Annotated in this window: 15 protein-coding genes and 1 other annotated feature; of the genes, 10 read left to right on the forward strand and 5 right to left on the reverse strand. The window is 36.8% G+C overall.

The window, feature by feature from the left end; translation table 11 throughout:
* Positions 1 to 237: 237 nt before the first annotated feature.
* The 3 genes from RBU59_RS21195 (at position 238) to RBU59_RS21205 (ending at position 5,097) form a co-directional block, all read left to right on the forward strand.
* A complete protein-coding gene (locus RBU59_RS21195) occupies positions 238 to 1,176 on the forward strand; it encodes a hypothetical protein (RefSeq protein WP_308144466.1) in 939 nt (312 codons plus the stop codon).
* A gap of 173 nt (positions 1,177 to 1,349) precedes the next feature.
* Positions 1,350 to 1,602: a binding site (T-box leader), on the forward strand.
* Between the two features lie 242 nt (positions 1,603 to 1,844).
* Positions 1,845 to 3,635 carry an alanine--tRNA ligase gene (locus RBU59_RS21200; RefSeq protein WP_308144467.1) on the forward strand — a complete coding sequence of 597 codons (1,791 nt, stop codon included), beginning with the start codon at positions 1,845 to 1,847 and terminating at the stop codon, positions 3,633 to 3,635.
* A gap of 43 nt (positions 3,636 to 3,678) precedes the next feature.
* A complete protein-coding gene (locus RBU59_RS21205) occupies positions 3,679 to 5,097 on the forward strand; it encodes an alanine/glycine:cation symporter family protein (protein ID WP_308144468.1) in 1,419 nt (472 codons plus the stop codon).
* 142 nt (positions 5,098 to 5,239) lie between these two features.
* Here the strand turns inward: RBU59_RS21205 and RBU59_RS21210 are convergent, their stop codons facing one another.
* On the reverse strand, positions 5,240 to 6,784 hold the full coding sequence (locus RBU59_RS21210) for a methyl-accepting chemotaxis protein (protein ID WP_308144469.1): 1,545 nt from the start codon (positions 6,782 to 6,784) through the stop codon (positions 5,240 to 5,242).
* A 269-nt stretch (positions 6,785 to 7,053) separates the two neighbouring features.
* On the opposite strand from RBU59_RS21210, the gene RBU59_RS21215 reads away from it, so the two are divergent.
* The 6 genes from RBU59_RS21215 (at position 7,054) to RBU59_RS21240 (ending at position 13,370) form a co-directional block, all read left to right on the forward strand.
* A complete protein-coding gene (locus RBU59_RS21215; protein ID WP_308144470.1) occupies positions 7,054 to 7,776 on the forward strand; it encodes an AlkZ-related protein in 723 nt (240 codons plus the stop codon).
* 218 nt (positions 7,777 to 7,994) lie between these two features.
* Positions 7,995 to 8,711: a LytR/AlgR family response regulator transcription factor gene (locus RBU59_RS21220; protein ID WP_308144471.1), complete on the forward strand. Its 717-nt coding sequence runs from the start codon at positions 7,995 to 7,997 to the stop codon at positions 8,709 to 8,711.
* Complete coding sequence (locus RBU59_RS21225; protein WP_308144472.1) at positions 8,708 to 10,012, forward strand: sensor histidine kinase; 1,305 nt, start codon at positions 8,708 to 8,710, stop codon at positions 10,010 to 10,012. The genes RBU59_RS21220 and RBU59_RS21225 overlap by 4 nt, the downstream gene beginning before the upstream one ends.
* Positions 10,013 to 10,116: 104 nt before the next feature.
* On the forward strand, positions 10,117 to 11,106 hold the full coding sequence (locus tag RBU59_RS21230) for a hypothetical protein (RefSeq protein WP_308144473.1): 990 nt from the start codon (positions 10,117 to 10,119) through the stop codon (positions 11,104 to 11,106).
* Positions 11,107 to 11,286: 180 nt separating this feature from the next.
* Positions 11,287 to 11,520 (forward strand): secondary thiamine-phosphate synthase enzyme YjbQ, encoded by a 234-nt coding sequence (locus tag RBU59_RS21235; protein ID WP_330698377.1) that lies wholly within the window; start codon positions 11,287 to 11,289, stop codon positions 11,518 to 11,520.
* Positions 11,521 to 11,702: 182 nt separating this feature from the next.
* The gene (locus RBU59_RS21240) at positions 11,703 to 13,370 is read left to right on the forward strand and encodes a collagen-binding domain-containing protein (RefSeq protein ID WP_308144474.1); all 1,668 of its coding nucleotides are present in this window, start codon (positions 11,703 to 11,705) and stop codon (positions 13,368 to 13,370) included.
* Between the two features lie 3 nt (positions 13,371 to 13,373).
* Here RBU59_RS21240 and RBU59_RS21245 read toward each other — a convergent pair whose 3' ends face one another.
* Complete coding sequence (locus tag RBU59_RS21245; RefSeq protein WP_308144475.1) at positions 13,374 to 13,844, reverse strand: pyridoxamine 5'-phosphate oxidase family protein; 471 nt, start codon at positions 13,842 to 13,844, stop codon at positions 13,374 to 13,376.
* Between the two features lie 71 nt (positions 13,845 to 13,915).
* Positions 13,916 to 15,679 carry a carbohydrate-binding domain-containing protein gene (locus RBU59_RS21250; RefSeq protein ID WP_308144476.1) on the reverse strand — a complete coding sequence of 588 codons (1,764 nt, stop codon included), beginning with the start codon at positions 15,677 to 15,679 and terminating at the stop codon, positions 13,916 to 13,918.
* A gap of 271 nt (positions 15,680 to 15,950) precedes the next feature.
* Between RBU59_RS21250 and RBU59_RS21255 the strand changes: the two genes are divergently transcribed.
* The gene (locus tag RBU59_RS21255) at positions 15,951 to 17,747 is read left to right on the forward strand and encodes a glycoside hydrolase family 2 protein (RefSeq protein ID WP_308144477.1); all 1,797 of its coding nucleotides are present in this window, start codon (positions 15,951 to 15,953) and stop codon (positions 17,745 to 17,747) included.
* A 147-nt stretch (positions 17,748 to 17,894) separates the two neighbouring features.
* On the opposite strand, the gene RBU59_RS21260 is transcribed toward RBU59_RS21255, so the two are convergent.
* Together RBU59_RS21260 and RBU59_RS21265 are read right to left on the reverse strand one after the other, a co-directional pair.
* Entirely contained in the window at positions 17,895 to 19,196 is a 1,302-nt protein-coding gene (locus RBU59_RS21260) for a metallopeptidase TldD-related protein (protein WP_308144478.1), read from the reverse strand.
* Positions 19,197 to 19,266: 70 nt separating this feature from the next.
* On the reverse strand, positions 19,267 to 20,697 hold the full coding sequence (locus RBU59_RS21265) for a TldD/PmbA family protein (RefSeq protein ID WP_308144479.1): 1,431 nt from the start codon (positions 20,695 to 20,697) through the stop codon (positions 19,267 to 19,269).
* Positions 20,698 to 20,719 lie beyond the last annotated feature (22 nt).

Consider the following 20,719-nt stretch of genomic DNA (forward strand, 5'->3'; position numbering starts at 1 on the left):
TATCCTGCTTTTAAATAACCCAGGCGATACTTTTAGTACTGAAATCTTATACAATAATTAGAAAAGACCTAAAGTTGGATTAAATAATACCGGGTTTATTGATTACCTATACCTATTGGCATATAATTATTCTAAGAGGTAAAAATATCAGCATTTGATAGAATTAACAAATGTAAAAGAGATATATACCATTATAATTTTTAATCATCAAGTTAAAAGGGAAAAGGGAGAGATTATATGTTTGAAGAAATCAATAAGGAGTTGGAAGAATTAAAACAGGGTATGTATAGATGTGAAAAGATCAATTCCATGTTAGAAGCCTTAAAGGAGCAGCAAAATCAATTGGAAGAGAAAAATGAAATGTTTCAGAAAGACTTAAACAAAGAGGAAGCAGACATAGAACATTTAAATAAAAAAAATCTGACAGCTATTTTTTATACAATTTTAGGCAGTAAGGAAGAACAGATGGAAAAAGAACGTCAGGAAGTACTGGCTGCCCGGTTAAAATTAGAGGACAATATAAAACAGATGGATGAAACCAGATATCAGATTTCAAAATTAATGGAGGAGAGAAAAAAGTACGAGAATAATGAAAGGTTATATAATAATCTTTATAAGAGAAAATATAACCTGCTGAAAGAAAGCAGTACGGAGGAATCTCAAAAGGTATTGGAGTTGGAAGATAAAATTTCTCATTATAAAGCATATATAAAAGAAATTCAGGAAGCAATTTTGGCAGGAAAGCGTGTAATGGAACAGATAGATAGCGCTGAATCAAGTCTTGACAGTGCTGAAGGTTGGGGAACCTGGGATATGTTTGGAGGGGGGTTACTCACGGATATGATTAAGCATTCTCACATAGATGATGCCAAAGCAGCGGCTTCCCGTATTCAGACTTTGCTCAATCAATTCAGAACGGAATTGGCGGATATAAAAATAAATTCAGAGATCCATATTGAGATTGAAGGATTCGCAAAATTTGCAGACTTTTTCTTAGATGGATTAATATCCGACTGGGTTATCCAGTCAAGAATTAACGAATCTTTAGATAGTGTTCGCAACGTAAAAGATGAAGTAAATAACGTACTTAATAAACTGGAGAAACTTTATTCAAGTGTGGAGAATAATATTACAGAATGTAATAAAGAGATGGCAAATAAAATAGAAAGAGCTTAGCGCAATAACAACTTGTATTGAAATGATTGGATTATCTTGCAATAATATGTTACGGCTCAGCTGTAAGTCCGAATAGTAATATTGGAATAAATATTCATGATAATACAAATAAATATTCATAAAAAATGTTGACATTGTCTATCTGGTATGTTAAGATAAACGAAATTCAAATCAAAAAGGCTATGATAAGAAATAGTATATACTATCGGAACTTACAGAGAGAAGATGGCTGGTGAAAATCTTTAGGAAAGTAGTATAGAAGCAGTCTTGGAGCTATGAACCGAACAGAAGATCTTAGTAGGCTTCATCGGAGTTTCCGCCGTTAAAAGGAAAGCAGTATATATTGGTTTAGCCGATTTGTACTGACTGAGCGCAGAGGTTTCTCTGAATGTAGGTGGTAACACGGATGTTATATTCGCCCTAAGTTGATGGTTAATCAACTTAGGGCTTTTTTTATTTCAGGAAATTTCACAAATATTCTATGAAATAAAAAAGCTTGACCGGCATGATGCGCATTCGTGCATATGGAATTATGTCAGCCAGGCTGACCGCACTCAGTGCTTAAAGTGTGCAATCCCATCATGAATGAGGTGAACGGGGAACCTATGTTGGCTTGCACACTTTGTTGTTTCAACTTGTTCTATAATAATGAAAAAGGAGGTAATTACATGGTTACAGGTAGGGAAGTTTATACTTCAACTGAGCTAAGAACGAAATATCTTAATTTTTTTCTTGATAAAGGGCATAAGGTGATAACATCGGCCTCCCTTTTTCCTGAAAATGATCCCAGCGTTTTATTTACAACAGCCGGAATGCACCCTTTGGTACCTTACCTGCTCGGAGAAAAACATCCGTTTGGAAAAAGACTGGTAGATTATCAAAAATGTATTCGAACCGGAGATATTGATGAAGTAGGAGATGCTACCCATTTAACTTATTTCGAAATGCTTGGAAACTGGTCTTTGGGTGATTATTTTAAAAAAGAATCTATTACAATGAGTTACGAATTCTTAACATCGGTACTAAAGATACCAATTGATAAAATAGCAGTTACTGTTTTTGAGGGTGATGACCAGTTTGCAAAAGATATAGAGTCTTATGAACTATGGAGAAGTCTGGGCATAAAAGAGGAGCAGATTTATTTTTACGGCAAGAATGAGAACTGGTGGGGGCCGGCCGGCCAGACCGGGCCTTGCGGTCCGGATACGGAGATCTTCTATGATACGGGAAAGGAGAAATGCAGTGAAACCTGCGGCCCCTCCTGCGGATGCGGTAAATTTATTGAAATTTGGAATAACGTGTTTATGGAATACAATAAATTGCCGGATGGAAGTTATATTTATCTGAAGCAAAAGAACGTGGATACGGGGATGGGATTAGAGAGGATACTGGCTGTCATAAATGAAAAAGAATCTGTATATGAGACAGATGTTTTAAAACCGATCGTCAGTAAGATCGAGAGTATAACCGGCAGTCCTTACAATGTTAAGAATGAAAGGGAATACCGAATCATATGTGACCATATGAGAGCTATTACTTTTATATTGGGGGATTATAAAGCTATCGTACCATCTAATTCAGAGCAGGGATATATTTTAAGAAGATTAATCAGACGTACGATTAGGATGTTTAAAAAGCTGGGAATCATGGAAAATAAGTTACCTGAGATTGCAGATACAGTAATTGAACTGAATGAAGCAGTGTATCCGGAATTAACAGTCAATAAAAGTTTTATCAGAGAGCAGCTGATAAAGGAATTCACTTTATTTAATAAAACATTGGACAGCGGTCTGAAAATTGCAGAAAAATATATAAACCAACTTTCAGAAGGAGAAATCCTAAGCGGTGAGTCAGCATTTAAATTATACGACACCTTTGGATTCCCTATTGAATTTACCCAGGAGATTGCGAAAGAAAATGGGTTTGAAGTGGATTTGAAAGGCTTTAGAAAGAGTTTTTCAGAGCATCAGGAAAAATCCAGAACCGGTGCAGAGGGAAGATTTAAAGGTGGTCTGGCTGATAACAGCGAACAGACAGCGAAACTGCACACTGCAACTCATTTGTTAAACGGCGCCTTAAGAAAAGTCCTTGGAGACAGCGTTTATCAGAAAGGCAGCAATATTAATGCCGAGCGTTTAAGATTTGACTTCTCCTTTGATAGAAAACTAACTGCAGAGGAATTAGATAAAGTGAGTGCTATAGTAAATGAAGCCATACAAAAACGAATCGATATTAAGTGTGAGGAAACAACTGTGCAAGAAGCAAAAGAGCAAGGTGCAATTGGTGTTTTTGATAGTAAATACTCCGATATTGTCAAAGTTTATACGATAGAGGGGTATTCAAAAGAAATCTGCGGAGGTCCGCATGCCGTTAACACCAGTGAATTAAAGCAGTTTAGAATTTTAAAAGAAGAAAGTTCTTCTGCCGGTGTCCGCAGAATTAAAGCAGTTATCGGATGATAAAAAAATATTAATTACATTATATAAGAAAGGGTTTAATAATATGAGTACGCAGTTAAATAATTTAATTACCTGGATAGATAATTTAGTATGGGGCTTACCGTTAATTATATTAATTATGGCGGTAGGTATCTATTTAACCATCCGGCTTCATGTATTACAGTTAATCCATTTACCAAAAGCTTTAAAATACATGGTGAAAAATGAAGAGGGCGGAACCGGTGAAGTATCCAGCTTTGCAGCACTCTGCACCGCCTTATCAGCGACAATCGGAACCGGTAATATTGTAGGTGTGGCTACTGCCATTGTTGCAGGCGGACCAGGGGCATTATTCTGGATGTGGATTGCCGCTTTCTTTGGTATGGCTACCAAATATGCAGAAGGCTTGTTAGCTATTAAATACAGACATATTGACCAGGAAGGACATGTTCTGGGTGGACCTTTTTATTATATTGAGAAGGGAATGGGAATAAAATTTAAATGGCTTGCCAAATTATTTGCTTTTTTTGGAGCCTGTGCGGGTCTGTTAGGTATCGGTACCTTTACCCAGGTAAACGGAATCTCCTCTGCAGTTAATAATTTCTTCGCTAATTCCAACTCTGCAACCATTCTGATTTTTGGAAGAGAATATACTATAGCTATTATTCTGACCGGACTGATCATAACCTTATGTGTAGGTTTGGTTTTGATCGGTGGATTAAAAAGAATATCCGGGTTTGCTCAGATTGTAGTACCTTTTATGGCTATCGCATATGTTTTAATTTGCATTATACTATTAATAAATCAATATAAAGCAATTCCCGGAGCATTAGTAGAAATTTTCGAGGGAGCTTTTGGTATTAAGGCTATTTCCGGCGGAGCATTGGGTACGATTATGGTTGCAATGCAAAAAGGAATTGCAAGAGGTATCTTTTCCAATGAATCCGGTTTGGGAAGTGCTCCTATCGCAGCAGCGGCAGCGCAGACAAAAGAACCGGTTCGTCAGGGCCTTGTATCTATGACAGGAACGTTTATAGATACCATCATTATCTGTACAATGACGGGTTTAAGTATAGTCGTAACCGGTTCCTGGAATATCGGACTTGAAGGAGTTGCAGTTACCTCCAGTGCTTTTCAGACTGGCTTACCTTTTGAGCCCTGGGTTGCATCCTTTTTACTAATGATATGTTTAACATTTTTTGCATTTACAACAATTATCGGCTGGAATTATTACAGTGAACGCTGTCTGGAGTACTTAACAGACGGTAATCAGAAACCGTTAAAAATTTTCAGATGGCTTTATATATTAGCAGTTTTTATAGGGCCTTACATGACAATCGGTGCGGTATGGAACATAGCTGATATATTCAATGGTTTGATGGCTTTTCCAAACTTAATAGCGTTAATTGTTTTAAGTAATGTTATCATAAGGGAAAGCAAAGATTATTTCAGAAGATTAGCTGCTAAAAATAATATAGACTAATATTGATAAAGCTGCTGAAATATACCTGACAAAACATATTGTCAGGTTATATTCCAGCAGCTTTATATCTAATTTAAAATATTATTTTATGTAATTATAATGGAGGGAAAGTCTGTACTGAATTTATTTAATATCAGAAAATCTAGAATTTACAACTGATATCTGCACAGATAACGTATTGTTGCCCATTCTCATTTTGATATAAGCGGGAAACAGTCCGGCATAGTTTACCCGTAGCTCCTGATATGTAATCATAGGAACTGTATACGCAACCATTTGAAAGCATTGCCTGTCTGAAATATTTTTTGGCAGAGCTGTCAAATCCCGGTTCATTCGGTTCAAAGTCTGAATCACTTTCATTTAGAATGGCCGGGTTCATAATAGTATGGCTAATTTGAATCCCATTATGATCTATAACATAAAAACATTCTATCTCTGTCTTATCTTTTACCATTCTTTCTAATAGTTCATCCATTTTCTCAGGTGTTTTAGCGGATTTTAAGGCATCCACCAGACAAAGCATAATTTCAGTATCATGCTTTAAATCTGCTTCTGTTTTCTTTTTCATTTGTATAAGATCTTCCTCTTTGGCAGAAGTTATTGTCTCTGCCTGCCCTTTGATGCAGAAATTACTTAACAGTCCTTTTAACCGATCCGAATGATGTAAAAGAAGGGCGGTATTATCTGCACTGGTTTTAGCAAATTGTGCATTATTTTGAACCACTTCCGATATATGGTTAATAATATTAGAGATGTTTTGAAAACTTGTCTCCTGGACTTGTGAAGATTTCACAATTTGTGAATTTAGTGATGCCACGGACTCAATTGATTTTTGGATAAAGGAAAAGCTTTCGGCTGTTTTATTGGCGGTTTCCGTACTTTCATTTACTTTTATTATACTATTATTAATCAGATCGGTTGTTTGACGAACTGCTTTTGCACTTTGAGAAGCCAGAATTCCAACCTGATCTGCCACGACTGAGAAGCCTTTGCCTGCATCTCCTGCACGAGCAGCCTCTATGGAAGCATTTAGTGCAAGTAAGTTGGTTTGAGTAGCAATGTTGTTAATAAGGTCAATGACATGGCTGATATCATTGGTAGAGGATCTTACGGCTTCCATGGAGATCAGCATCTGATCCATATATTTCTTACCGACTTCCGCTTCGTTCTTAGCATCCATGGCATTTTGAGAGGCAGATTTTGCATTGGAGGTATTCTTTATAGTTTCTTCTGTAATGTCATTCATGGTAGCAGACAAATCCGAAATATGTTTTGCTTGATCCGAAGCATTTTCCGCTATGATGTTAGAAGATTTATCCAACTGTCCGCACATATCATCGATGCTTTCAGATAATTCTGTAATAGAAGAAAAAGTATTATTCAGAGAATGACCAATTTTTGTAAGGGCATTTTTAATAGGAATAAAATCCCCCTTAAACTTAACATTACTATTAAGAGAGATAGTCATATCTCCGGCAGAAAGATGGGAGATAACGCGGGTAATCTCATTAATATAGCTATTCAGCTGATTACTGATATTATTGGTATCTTTTACCAGATTTAACAGAAGCAGATCATCCGTAATATCAATCTGAGTATCTAACATCCCTTTCGTCATTAGATGAAGGCTGTCTTCAATCTTATTGGATTCATGATAAAGGTTTTCTATTATTTTATTTTTTCTCATCGGTAGTTTATATGACGGTATTATGTCATAGGCTCCTTTCGCTATTTAGTTTTAAAGACTAAAAAAAGCAATGGTACCCCCATGGAGGCGCCATTGCATAAATAATTATATAAGATATTTTGCCTATGTCAATATAATTGGATGAATTTTATAACAATATTTAACAAAAACCGGTTATTCTGATATTTTTATTGAATCCTCTCTCCGATTTGTTATAATTGGTAATATAATCAAGTGTAAAATATAATTATTATTACGGAGGATATCATATGATTACATTGGATGGTAAATGGACAATGGAGGGTCTGTCCAGAGAGGATAATAACAGGATAAAAAATTATAAAGAATTAACCCGTTTCATTAATGCAATCGGATTTCTTCCGTTGTTTAAAAATAATGTAAAAGGTTTTTCAGTGGAAGAAATAACAGCAGCAGATTCCTGGTGGGGAGGAAATACAGAGGAAGATCCTTGGGAATGGAGACAGTTAATTGCTGCAGAGGGTAATGTAGCCTACGGAAAATTGTTTAACAATAAGGCAGGATTTGTATCAAAAGAATGGTATCCTGTTTTTGCTGCTTACAGGCGGGATGGATATGATTTTGACAGCCGGTATGAAGATGGTTTAGCTTCCAGGAAATGTAAGCTCATTATGGATGTCCTTTCTGAATATGAAACACTTCCGTCTTATGAATTAAAAGCTATGGCGGGTTTTTCATCTAAGGGTGAAAAAGGGTTCGATGGAGCTATGACATTACTTCAGATGCAGACCTATATTACTGTTCGTGATTTTAAGAGAAAGAGGAATAAGAAAAATGAGGAATATGGATGGCCGATTGCAATTTATTCCTTATCGGAAAAGTTATTTGGTGAGGAGCATGTAAGGTCAGCTTATCACATGGAAGCAAAAGCAGCTAAAGAAGAAATCATAAAACATTTACTTGGGCTTTTTAAGGAGGCTTCTTATGAAGAAATAGCGAAATGTATAAAATAAAGCAGGAGGATGTTATAAACGAAAAATTATTTAGGGAATAAACATGAGATTTACGCACCAAGTTTGGCAAAATTCTGGGATGATTAGCATATCAAAATTATTGCTCTGCCGTACGTATAACTGGTGCGGTAAAAAAGGGAACTTTTGGCTTGTTACGGCTGACGCCGAAAAACCTGTTGATGGGCGCTATAAGGTGACTAAAACTTTGGAGGCCATAAATGATAAGAATAGCGATATGTGATGATAATATAAGTTTGATAAATTCCATTGAAAATCAAATAAGCAATATAGCTGATGAAAATCTTTCCTGTGATGTATTTTTTAGCGGTGTTGAGTTGATAAAGTATCTTGAATCAGAGCAAGAGTCTTTTAACATCTATCTAATGGATATTGAAATGCCTGTGCAAAACGGAATTGAAACTGCCGCTTATATTCGCAAAGCAGACCGAAACGCCCTCATTATTTTCATTACAAGTCACAAGGAGTATGTATATGAGGTTTTTGAAGTTTTACCATTCCGATTTTTGTGTAAGCCGGTACAATTTGATTCTTTGAAAACCGTATTGCAGGAAGCAGTCGAGCATATTCGTAATGAAAATCAGATTTTCTTTTTTACGGTTGGACATGAAAAACGGCAATTACCTTACAAAGAAATTACATATTTTGAGGGGGCCGGACGAAAGGTCCGCGTCCATAACACAAATGATATTGTGGAATATTATGGGCGAATTTCAAAGGTTGCGCCTATGTTGGATATAAACTTGTTTGCACAAATTCACGCTTCTTATATTGTCAACATGGAATATATCCGTGCAATACGGCAAGCCGAAGTTGAACTTGCCGGAGGGGTAAAATTACCGATAAGCCGAAAATATCAAAGTGCGTTGAAATACGCGCATATTTCTTTTCTTAAACGACGGGGAGGCTTACTATGAATATTTTTCCGTCTATTGATTTTGTATATTTATTTTTGTTGCAGCTTACGCTTGGGCTTGTGGATATGATACTGGTTGCCCGCCTGTATGAGTGTTTATATGACCGACCTGTTATCAGTAAAGGCAAAGTATATGTTGCGGCGCTTCTATTAGGAGCAATAACCGCTATTGTTTGGAGGTTGTTGTTAGAGTATTACCGCCCAACCTCTACACCGGTGGCGACGGTCATTAGTAGTTTCCTGCTTCTGCCTTTTTACCGTAAATCAAATTGGCTCAAAAAAGGTTTGTTCAGTATTGTACTGTTTGCGGTAGCATGTTTTTGGTTATCGTCTTATGATTTGATTGTTACTCCATTACCTCATAAAAACTTTTGGCTTATAGAGGTTATGGTTCATGTGGGCTTCTGGATGATTCTTGCGACAACAGGATATATTGGCCGTAAAAGGCGTCAAGTAATTCCAACTTCAATATGGGTACTTCTTACAGCTATATCGATTGTCAGTATTTTGGTATACTTTGGGATGTTCTATCACATTATGAGCCGAGAAAGGCCTTATGCCTATATGATTGAAATAATGGTCATGTTGGTTTTACTGTTTATTAATATTGCGTTATTCCTACTGTACGAGCGTTTTGCCGCTTTTACCGAGGCCGACCGTGAGCGGTATTTACTGGAACAGCAATTACAACTGCAAAACAAGTATTATCAGCAATTAGAAAGGCTCCACGGCGAAATACGCACTTTACATCACGATATGCGGAACCATCTAAATACAGCGGCAACGCTCGTTTCACAAGGAGAACAAAAAGCCTTGAAGCAATATTTGCAAGAGGCTAATTTCCGAATAGGAAGCTATGAACAAGCGGTATTGACAGGTAATCCGGCTTTGGACGCAATTTTTAACATAAAAATTACAGAACTCAAACAGTCGGGTATCGCCGTGGAAACAGATATACATATACCTCGAGATTTGAAAATTACGTTTAAACAGGTATCTACTATTTTTGGTAATTTGCTAGATAATGTACAGGAGGCTTGTGAAGCGTTACCGGAAAAAAGGAGATGGGTGCGTATTACCTTATTCTACATTAATCAATCGTTGGTTATTAGTATTGTTAATGCAGCATCAAAAGAAGTAAGCACATGGGATGGCTTTTTACCGGCAACAAGCAAGACAAACCGAATAAACCACGGATTAGGGCTAAAAAATGTATTGCAGGAGGTGGAACCAAACGGTTCACTGCATATAGAAAGTAAGCCGGAATCTTTTTCAATAGAAATTGTCCTTTATGGTTTATAACCAATTTTAACGAAAACAATGTTCAACTTTGACATCATAAAAAAATCCTCTTTTTGTTGCGCTATAATGTTTGTAAAATTATACGCCGCAAGGAGGATTCTTTAATGAAAAAACTTATTATGCTATTGGTGACTATTTTCATAGTGACAATATTATCCGGTTGTTCACTTGATAAGGTCATATCTTTTGAGGCTCCCTTAAAGGATAATAAAAATAATGCCGAGGATTTACAGCAGCTTTCGTGTGTTAAGGTATATTCCGCAGTAGATAAAATACTACTTAATACTATTGAAGATGAAGAAACCTTGATAAAACTTAATACTTCTATTGCACAATTAACTAACACAGATACTGCTGAATATATGGAACAGCAAAAAAAGAATCGGGAAATGTTAAAAGAACATGAACCGTTATATAACCTCATATTTTTCAAAGCGCCTGTGGCAGTTTATAACGACGGAAATCTGGAAAAAATATCGGAGATTACCGTTTACAAAGATACGAATATGATTATGATGCAAGTATCACCTGACACGATAAAGAGTTTCCCAATTCAGTCTGAGTTTTTGACATTCTACTATGAGATTACTGATGAAGTTAGGGACTTTCTAATTTCTTTAACTGGAGATGGAGAGGCATTAGCAAAAAGTTCAAATGAAGCGTCTACCACTGAAAATGAGCAAGATAAAACAAGCTATCATATTGGCAATCCCCGTATTAAAAAAGTAGAGATATATTCTAATGATGGATTGATAAAAACAATAGAGGAACAGAAGAAATGTGATGAATTTCAAGACAAATCAGCAGGTTCGAGTAAAAGCTACAAGAAAGACGAATATGATAATATACTTGCCGGTTTAGAAGTGGAGTATAGATTTGTTGCGTATAAAGGCTCAAAGTCTATGTTTGGCAATTCAAAATATGAGGAGATGTTTGAACTAACAATTTACAGAAATTCTACGGTAATGAAAATGTACACTCCACAAGAGGCCGTTCCCATAAGCTTTATAAAACTATCGGAAGAAGATCGCACATTCGTTTATGAATCCCGTGAAGATGTGCTTGAATATTTGCACTCAATAACGCTTGATTGAATGTATTGTAAGAGTAATTTTTTCTTTTAAATTATTAACTTTAATCTATGTAAAAAATGCAGGTAAGGAGGCTTGTCCATGCGGTAAATAAAAAAACCGCAGTTGTGGCAGATGGTTTTTGTGGCTAAAAAACTATCATAAAGGAAGAATAGATATGTTATTTCATTACAGATGGTATCTGTGTCATATACTGCCCCCCATACTACAGCAGGAATTACCATTAATGAAAATGCGGATCCGGATGTGGTTAAGGATATGTTAGTAGGACTTGATAAGGCTTTTCCTGACCGTAAGGAGTTCTGCCATGCAGAAGGTAATAGTGCTGCCCATTTAAAATCCAGCTGCATCGGGATAAATCAAACAGTAATTATAGAAGAAGGAAAACTGCTCCTCGGGACATGGCAGGGAATTTGAATTTGACGGGCCGAGAAACCGTAAGTTCTATGTAAAAATAATTATGTGAAAATATTAACCGAATTTGTTGTAATAAATTATATTAAGTTGCATATGAAACTTGCACATAAATTATCCTGTAGAATAAACTGAAATGAGAATAAGGATTCAAAGTAATCCAAGGTAGTTTTACAGGAGTTAGTATGGATTATAATAATTATGGGAACGCAGCTGTAACAGGTGTAGGAGTACCTTATGACGATATTACTTGGTATGATATTGAGGGTCAGCCTTTTGGTACGGCTTCAAGGTTCAATGTGATTGTATTTGACGATGCCAATAACATTGTTGATGTAGAAGGCCCCATGGCAATAGGAGGAAGTTTTTATAGTCCAAGGGGATTAAGCGTAGGATTCGAAAGAGATTCCAGAAATCAGATTGGATATTCACCGGATTTAGTAAGATTTCTGGTAGGTGGCAATGTAGCTATGAGTGGTCCTCTGGTAGTGATAGGCCATGTTGTAGTGGGAGGCGCTTTTAGTGCAGCAAAAGGAAGTACTTATTTAATTGGTAAAGATGATACATCAGATCAAAGCAAGGAACTGGAATATCTATACCAGGCAGCAGGCGGCAGCCAATATTGGACTGTTAGTGATAAAGGTGACCATTATATCGTTCCAAGTTATGATGTACCTCGGTATATTCCGGCGTACAGAATCGGAGCAAATCTCCCGTTATTTTTTCAAAATGCAAGAGAAAATATGAATAATTATATGGACTGCATTGAAGCTCTGGATGTTAACGGTACGGTAGTAGATAATAATTATGAGTTAATTCTTAGAGGTAATGATCCGCGTCAGAACGTGTTTTTAGTTGATGTAAGGCCAAACGGGTTATTAACAAAAGGGCTTAGGGCAGAAGTGCCCACAGGCAGCCTGGTAATTGTACGTTTAAGAACGGGCAGTAATGCTCACCTGCAATACGGGGTTTATGGGGAGGAAAGAAGAGCCAATCAAACTCTTTATATTTTTGAAGATGCTACCAATATTTATATGGAAAAATCTTCGGATATCTGGGGCAGTATCTTAGCACCCCAGGCTATGTTCCATGCACATCCTACCGGTGGCCATGTAAGTGGTAATGCAGCAATTCGTGCCTTTGCAGTAAATGCCAACAGCGGATTTGAATTTCATTATTATCCGTTTGCAGGCGGTCTTACCTGTGCAGAAATACCGCCTGTAGTTTCGCCGGCACCACCGGTAACCCCGCCGGCACCACCAGTAACCCCACCGGCACCACCGGTAACTCCACCAAGACCACCGGTAACCCCGCCGGCACCACCAGTTATATCACCGGCACCGCCAGTGGAAGAATGTCCGGAATGTCCGACGTGTCCGGAGCCGAAACCTTGCCCCTCATGCCCGGAGCCGAAACCCTGCCCGACGTGTCCGGAGCCGAGGCCCTGTCCGTCATGTCCTGAACCGGAATCCTGCCCGGAATGCCCGGAGTGCCCGGAAGCAACGAAAGAAATTGTAGCATTTCCGGTACCCATTCCTATTCCTGTGGAAGCGGAACCTGCGGTTTGCCCAACCTGTCCGATCAAACCAGGCGTAATCATTGGCTGTATTTGGGGATGTAATTGCTGTAAATCTCATCAATGGGAAGTAAAACTGTATAAATTATGCAATGATATGAAAACACCGTTATATTGTCAGAAAATAACGGGTTATGGCTGTTTTGAATTCCATGTACCATTTGAAGGATGTTATGTGTTAACAGTTTGCCCTATCGGAAATTGTATAATAACTGCAAAATGTAAACCGATTGTTTCACTGAAAAATATTGGAGTTTCTAATTTTATGATGGAATAAGAGTTAATGGATTAATTTTTTCCCGGTAATACTATTTACTTTTAATTTTAAAACAGCTACGGCATTAACATGCTTTTCGTTAAAATGGAAATTACTCTCTGCGGAGTATTGTTTCATGAGGCAGGTTAATGCCGAAATCTTTTCATCATCCTCTGCTAATCCGATAGTTCCGTTTCCGCAGACACTTTCATATTCCATGGTACAATCACAGGCTTCTTTGCCTTTAATTAATTTGTGGGAACAATCCATTTCAAAAGCAGCTTTATTATTATGTTTTATCAATTCCAGTTTCTTACCGGTATTTGCTCCATGAAAGTATAAAGTTATATTTGTACCATCATAAGAAAAACCGAAATTTAAAGGAACAATATAGGGATATTCCTCATCAAATAAAGCTAGCTGACATACATCACATTTCTTCATAATTGCTATTATGTTTTCAATATTATCTATTTCGCGGTCTTTTCTTCTCATAACTGCTCCTGACTGCCCTGATTCGGGCGATCGTATTTTAGTAAATCTATTTTATTATATACTGAATTTTGCTAATTTAAAATGCTAAATGTATTTGATAAAGTAAAGTTTAACAATAATTTTCCCTTTCGATATATACTGTCAATAAACAGTCCATCTGTATTATTACCGGTAGCTGTACCACCTAAGTATAGGAAATAGGGCTTATTCTGTGTTAAATCAGGAGAACTGAATACAAGCGTATCATATTCCTTATCCGGAGAAAAAGTCATAATAGAATTATTTTTATTGTCGGCTAAATGGCATAATTTTTTTGACTGTATGATTTCAGGGTAATGATAAATGATGGTATATTGGGTGGATTTATTCGATGGTGTCAAGGAAATTTGACTGCCTGCGGCAACAAACAAACCACCGCTGATATCCAAATTTTCATTTTTACTTATTGTACCTTTTGAATTGATTAATTGCCCATCTGTGATAACGGTACCGTTAGTCAAAAAGAAAGTACCATCTATATCCATAGCGTTGTTTTCAGCATCTATTTTAATCCATCCACCATTTACAGCAAGATAATGTTCCCTCTTAGAAGTGGTCAGTTTAATTCCGTAATCCCTGGCAGACAGATGAATATTGCCGTCGAGAACAGTAATAATACCGCTGTCTATCCCTGTATTACTTTGGCTTATATTAATATGGCCATTTGTTACATTCAGGGAGGAATTTGCGTGAATACCTGATTTTTTGGAAGACAAAGTAAGATTTCCGCTATTGATTGTGATTGAATCATCGCAGGTAAGAGCATCATCTACCGTATCAATGGTAAAGGTACCTCCGTTTATGGTGAGGTTGGATTTGGCTGACAAACCATGGGATTTAGAGGCAGTATTGCTGTTAGTTATATCAAATTCTCCGCCTGTTATTATTAAGGTGTTTTCTGATTGTATACCATCTATTCCTGCGGTAATTGTAAATTTGCCTCCGTCCAATTCGATAAGTCCTTTAGAGGAATCTGTTTTATTTGTGGATATTATACCATTTTTACCCGTGTTAATGTTGATAATACCTCCGTTCGCAGCAACCCTGTCATAACCAGTTAAGGCATCACCGGATGAATTAACGGTAAGATTACCATCCGTTATTTTTACGGTATCCAGACTGGTAACACCATTGCAGCTGTAAGCATTAACGGTTAAACTGCCTGTACCGTTGATGGTTAAAGGGGCGCTGCTGTATATGGCTGCATTTTGAGCCTCCAACAAAGCCGATTTTTTATTATTACTAGTTCCTGATATTATATTTTCCGTTTTCTTTTCCAATGAAATAATTACTTTCTCGGCTTTCTTAACAAAGATAGGCGATTCATCGGAATTATTTATCTTTGCATCATTTAGTACTAACCGAACGATTCCGCTCTTATCCAGGTTAACAAAAATCCGGCCGTTATCCAATTGACCGCTGATAGTATAAATACCAGCTTTTGTAATGGTAATGGTATTACCCTTTATTTTAGCCCCATTTCCGGATATAATAGCAGAAGAACCGGTTAGTTTTATATATTCAGGGTCCAAATTAACCCAATCTTTATAATAATCTTCCTGTGAATATTCTATTTTCTCGGTGGTTTCAATCGCTGCGTTAATATCATCCCGGTAAGTATTTATGATTGGAGAAGTACTTGTATCCGCTGAATCTTTAGAATTAGGCTTTATGTATTTATTATCGAGTGCTACGGATGTAGCAATATCTGTATTTGAATTAGTTTCTTTACTGCAGGATAGCAAAAGTGTTGCTGTCAGAAAAAAGGTTAGCAGTATTACTGATTTTAACTTCATTAAAACCCTCCTAAAAGTTTTCTTGACTTGCGTAAATTATGAAATAGAAACTGCTTTATAGTATGTTTAGGTTTTTAGGCAATAGGAATATGATTTAATTCCTAGCGTATCATATAATTGTGAATTTAAATTGGTAAATTCGTGAATTCTATGTGAACATGAATAAGAAATATAGATATAAGTAATAAATAATAAGTATTATAATTATTTATTGTGATATAATGGAATATATTAGCAATGTAGATTAATAATGTAGGTTATAGGTGATATAATGAAAATTAAAGATGTGGTTAAGACATTAATGCTGTCTAAAAAAAAGATTTCATATAATCAATTATATACGAAATGGGGAGAAGAACTGGATACGGATCATATATTGGAGGAGTATCCCAGGCCGCAGCTAAAAAGGGATAATTATACCATCTTAAATGGATACTGGAAGTATTGCATTACGAAAAAGAAAGAAAAACCGGTTAAATTTGATGGAAAAATTCTAGTACCGTTTTCCCCGGAAAGTACCCTGTCCGGTGTTATGAGAAACGTAACTCCAAGTGATTATCTGTGGTATGAAAGAGTACTGCCTATTGATAAAATTCCGAAAGGGAAAAGGTGTATTCTCTTATTTGGCGCTGTAGACCAGTATTGTGAAGTATTTATCAATAATAATAAGATCAAAAGACATATTGGCGGGTATTTGCCCTTTTCTGTTGATATTACAAAATATATAACGGAAGGTAATAATACAATTACAGTAAGGGTCATGGATTTAACAGATTCTTCTTATCATAGCCGGGGTAAGCAGGTGCAAAAGCGGGGCGGTATGTTTTATACTGCCCAAAGCGGAATATGGCAGACGGTCTGGATGGAATGGGTACCGGAACAATACATCAAATCAATTAAAATTACGCCATCGGTAGATAATTGCTGCATTCAACTGGAGATTTTTATGAATCACTGGGAAATGAAAACCCGGGAGAATGAAATCCGTGTTGATATTTATGAAAATCAGAAACTAATAGAATCGATTAAAGATTTTGGAACCAGTTTCATTATACCCATAAAAGAACCAAAACTTTGGAGCCCTGAAAATCCATTCCTTTATGATATGATTATTACAGTGGGAGAGGATAGGGTAGAGAGTTATTTTGCTATGCGAAAATTCGAAGTAAAACAAGATGAGGAGGGAGTTCCAAGACTTTTCCTTAATAATAAAGCGTACTTTCACAATGGAGTCCTGGATCAGGGATATTGGCCTGACGGATTATATACGGCTCCCAGCGATGAGGCTTTCATCTATGATATACAAAAAACTAAAGAATTAGGTTTTAATATGCTTCGAAAACACATAAAAATTGAACCCCTTCGCTGGTATTATCATTGTGACAGACTAGGTGTTATTGTTTGGCAGGACATGGTGAATGGCGGTGGGAAATATAATATGATCTGGTGTGGGTATCTACCCACCCTTTTCCCAAAACTAGTTTCTAAAATTAAGGATAATTGTTATTATTTATTTTCCAGGGCAAACAAAAATGGCAGAAAAGAATGGTGCTTTGAGTGTAAAAAAACCGTTGAACTTCTCTATAATTGTCCGTCCATAGCAGTATGGGTAACCTTTAATGAGGGATGGGGGCAGTTTGATGCCGTGAAGGCGGTTGAATTAATCCGAGGTATGGATAAGACCAGATTAATTGATCAGGCCAGTGGATGGTTTGATCAAATGGGCGGTGATTTCAGCAGTGTTCATAACTATTTCCGTAAATTAGATGTTATATTGGAAAACCGGGCAGCCGTATTGTCCGAATTTGCCGGATTCGTCTGTTACATTCCAAGACATTCCTTTTCCAAACACATTTATGGATATAAGATATATGTTAATAAGGAACAATTAAATGATGCAGTTCAAAAGCTTTATAATATTGAGATAAAGAAACTTATTAAGAAAGGATTATCCGCAACTGTATTTACACAATTATCTGATGTGGAGGATGAAGTTAACGGGATTATGACTTATGATCGTAAAATATGTAAAATAACCAGGATCGATGTGCCCCAGCTGACTAAATAGGCACTACAACTGGTGGATATCAGGGAGAATTTTAACGCTGGAAGTGGATAAAGTATAAATAATAAATTAACATTAAATAAAACCCGGAAATGTAAGGTTTAGTTAATTATTGACCTGTAACATTTCCGGGTTTTATTTTACCGTTTATCAGGCACCGGCAACATTCACATTCTCAAATTTCACAGCATAGGGTCCCTCATATCCTTTTTCAATCTGTAGTTCCTTTGAAAAGATAAGATTTTTCTGAGCTTCTAAGAGGCTGCCGTTAATGGAGCCTCCGGTCACCGGTATTACACTGTGACCGTCACACAAAAAGGCAAGACGTATTTCACCGGCAAAATGACCGGAGAAGGTATCCATCTGAAAATCGGAAAAGTTAACCACATGGAGGTACTTACCTGTTTTCATTTCCGAGAAAGATTTTAAGCCGGACGGAACGGAGAAGTTCTGGTAAATTCCGGTAGGTTCTGTGCTGAGGTAATAAGAAAAACGGCTGTCTCCGTGAATGGTCTGTAATACACCGTCTTTTAAAAGGGGGCGGTTAACCATGGGGATACCCTCTTTGCTGTAAGGTTCTTTTGCTATTAAGGTAATTGTTATAAGTTCACCGGAGCTATTGTCTCCCTGTACCTGATTACCCACTTGATATCCGGAATATTTAGGATAGATCATACTGGCGGAGGAACGGTCAATATAATAATCAAAGATATCCTTAACATATCTGCCGGATAACAGTACGGTATATTCACCGGCAGAGGGAGCTGATTTTGCCTGCGCACGGGCTTTCGTCATTTCCAGAGTCTGTTTTACTTTTTCCTTTAAAGCTTCCGTATCCAGTTCATCATAAGAAAAGTCCTGGTAGGTCTCTACGTCCTGGGGGCTAATGCATTGTACTACAAACTCACCTTTAACCGTATATTTTTCATAACTTACATCAATACCGCTGGAATTAATAATATGGCAGGTTGTTTTTTCTGTAAATAATTCTGCAGAATTAAGAAAAGTATCCTCCATTATATCTTCTGAGAATAAAGCCTCAGCCATTTTACCCGCATTTTCAGCTAAAGTATTAATACTCAGAGAACTATCCATTTTTACTAATTCCTCTTTTTTACCAGCCGGAAGTTCGTAAAAAGGATTACATACAAAAGAAGCTGCAAAATATGCTTTTTTTATAGTATCATTTACCTCTTCCTCGGTCATTTGGCTGTAGATACCTGCAGAAGAGGAACCTCTCATTTTTATTCCATCTTTATCAAAATCGTGATATACGGTTACGTTATAATGGTGTACATCTTTTTGTCTTCTCATATCCAGTCTTTTTTTAATAAAAAATAATTCTACAGTTTCATTTCTGTTTTCATTTATTAAATAAACGGACACATTATTTAGTTTTAATGCGGATAATATTTTATGTAACAAATAGCACCAATCCTTTCTATCTATCATTTCTCCCGGATAATTATGCCGGTTTTTCAGACCATTGATTGTTCTTCACAATTGTTCATTCGTCAGACACTTATCCAAGACGAATTTTTGCTTTGATATAAGGGCCTCCATCCGATACTTTCACCCATTCCTTATAACCTTTACCGCAGAAACCTCCGCCTCCTAATTTTTTATTGTCCGATATCATGGAAATAGATTTTAATAAATCCGGAACATAACCGGTTAAAACAATAGGAGAATAAATTTTACCTGTAAATTTACCGTCTTTGATTTCTCTTGCTATATTAACCATACACTGAATTCCCCAGTTCTTTGGGTCTTCCATGCCGCTGCTTGCATTTTCCAACAGATATCCATGGGAAATAGAAGCGATCATATCCTCTAATTTATCTTTTCCGGCTTCAAAATAAGTATTGGTCATTCTCGTATAAGCTTTTCTTTCATAACTTTCACGTCTGCCGTTACCGGTGGGAGGTGTGGATAAAAACATTGCAGTCTGACTGTCACTGATACCAGACTTTAAAATTCCCTTATCTATAATGACGGTATCCCGGGATATAACGCCCTCATCATCAAAGAAATAAGTTGCCGTTTCATTTGCTGCAGCGGCCCCATCATGCATAGTAATAAGAGGAGAGGCTACATATTCTCCTATGTACTTTTTAGCTAACGCCCTGTCCTTTACAAACATATCCATTTCAACACCATGGCCAAAAGCCTCGTGGACTATCATTCCGGTAACTTCCGGAGTACAGATACAGTCATATTCACCCGGTTTAATTGGTTCACTGTCTAATAATTCCAGTGCGGTTTTGGCTACGGATTTAACATCCTCTCTCATATCAGACAGCATTTCTGTTCCACCCAGGTTGGAGTAACCTTTAAAATAATATTTTATTTCTTCTCCTCTGGAAGCCATAACCATCAGGCTTCCGGTTGTCCATAAAATATTCTGCTCCATCTCCTTGTTTTTGGATAAAAATAATTTATGATACTGCTGATATCTTAAAGAAGCAGAAGTGTCCAGTATTTTTTCATCAAAAGCTCTGCCCTCCTGACTTAATCCGGTCAAAAGTGCAATGATTTTTTCATCTCCGAGTTCTTCTGGATTTTGTATGTATTCAGTGCTTTCTTCTATTGTTTTTGCTTCATCTTGGAGTGTCTTATATTCGCTTACCGTAATACCGGCAGGGAGGTATTTTTTTAAAGGGATTACGCTGTTATGGATTTTGTTTAGTATATGAGGTATTTTATCTGCAGTTATTTCATTAAAGGAGTATTCTCCATAACTGGTTCCATCGTAGACTTTCGTGACAAATCCACGACCGCTTAGAATATCATCTTCTGAAATAGTAGTTCCCCGTTTTGATACACTATAAATCATGGCTTTGGAATCCGATGCAAGTATGGAAGCATAACCGTAATGTTCGAGAAGACTGTTCAAAAGAGTCTTCAGTAACGGCTTTACCTGTTTTAAATAATGGCTTGACTTTACTTTCATTCTGATTTACCTATTCCTTTCG

The organism is Anaerocolumna sp. MB42-C2 (genome assembly GCF_030913705.1).
Classification (GTDB): Bacteria; Bacillota; Clostridia; order Lachnospirales; family Lachnospiraceae; genus Anaerocolumna.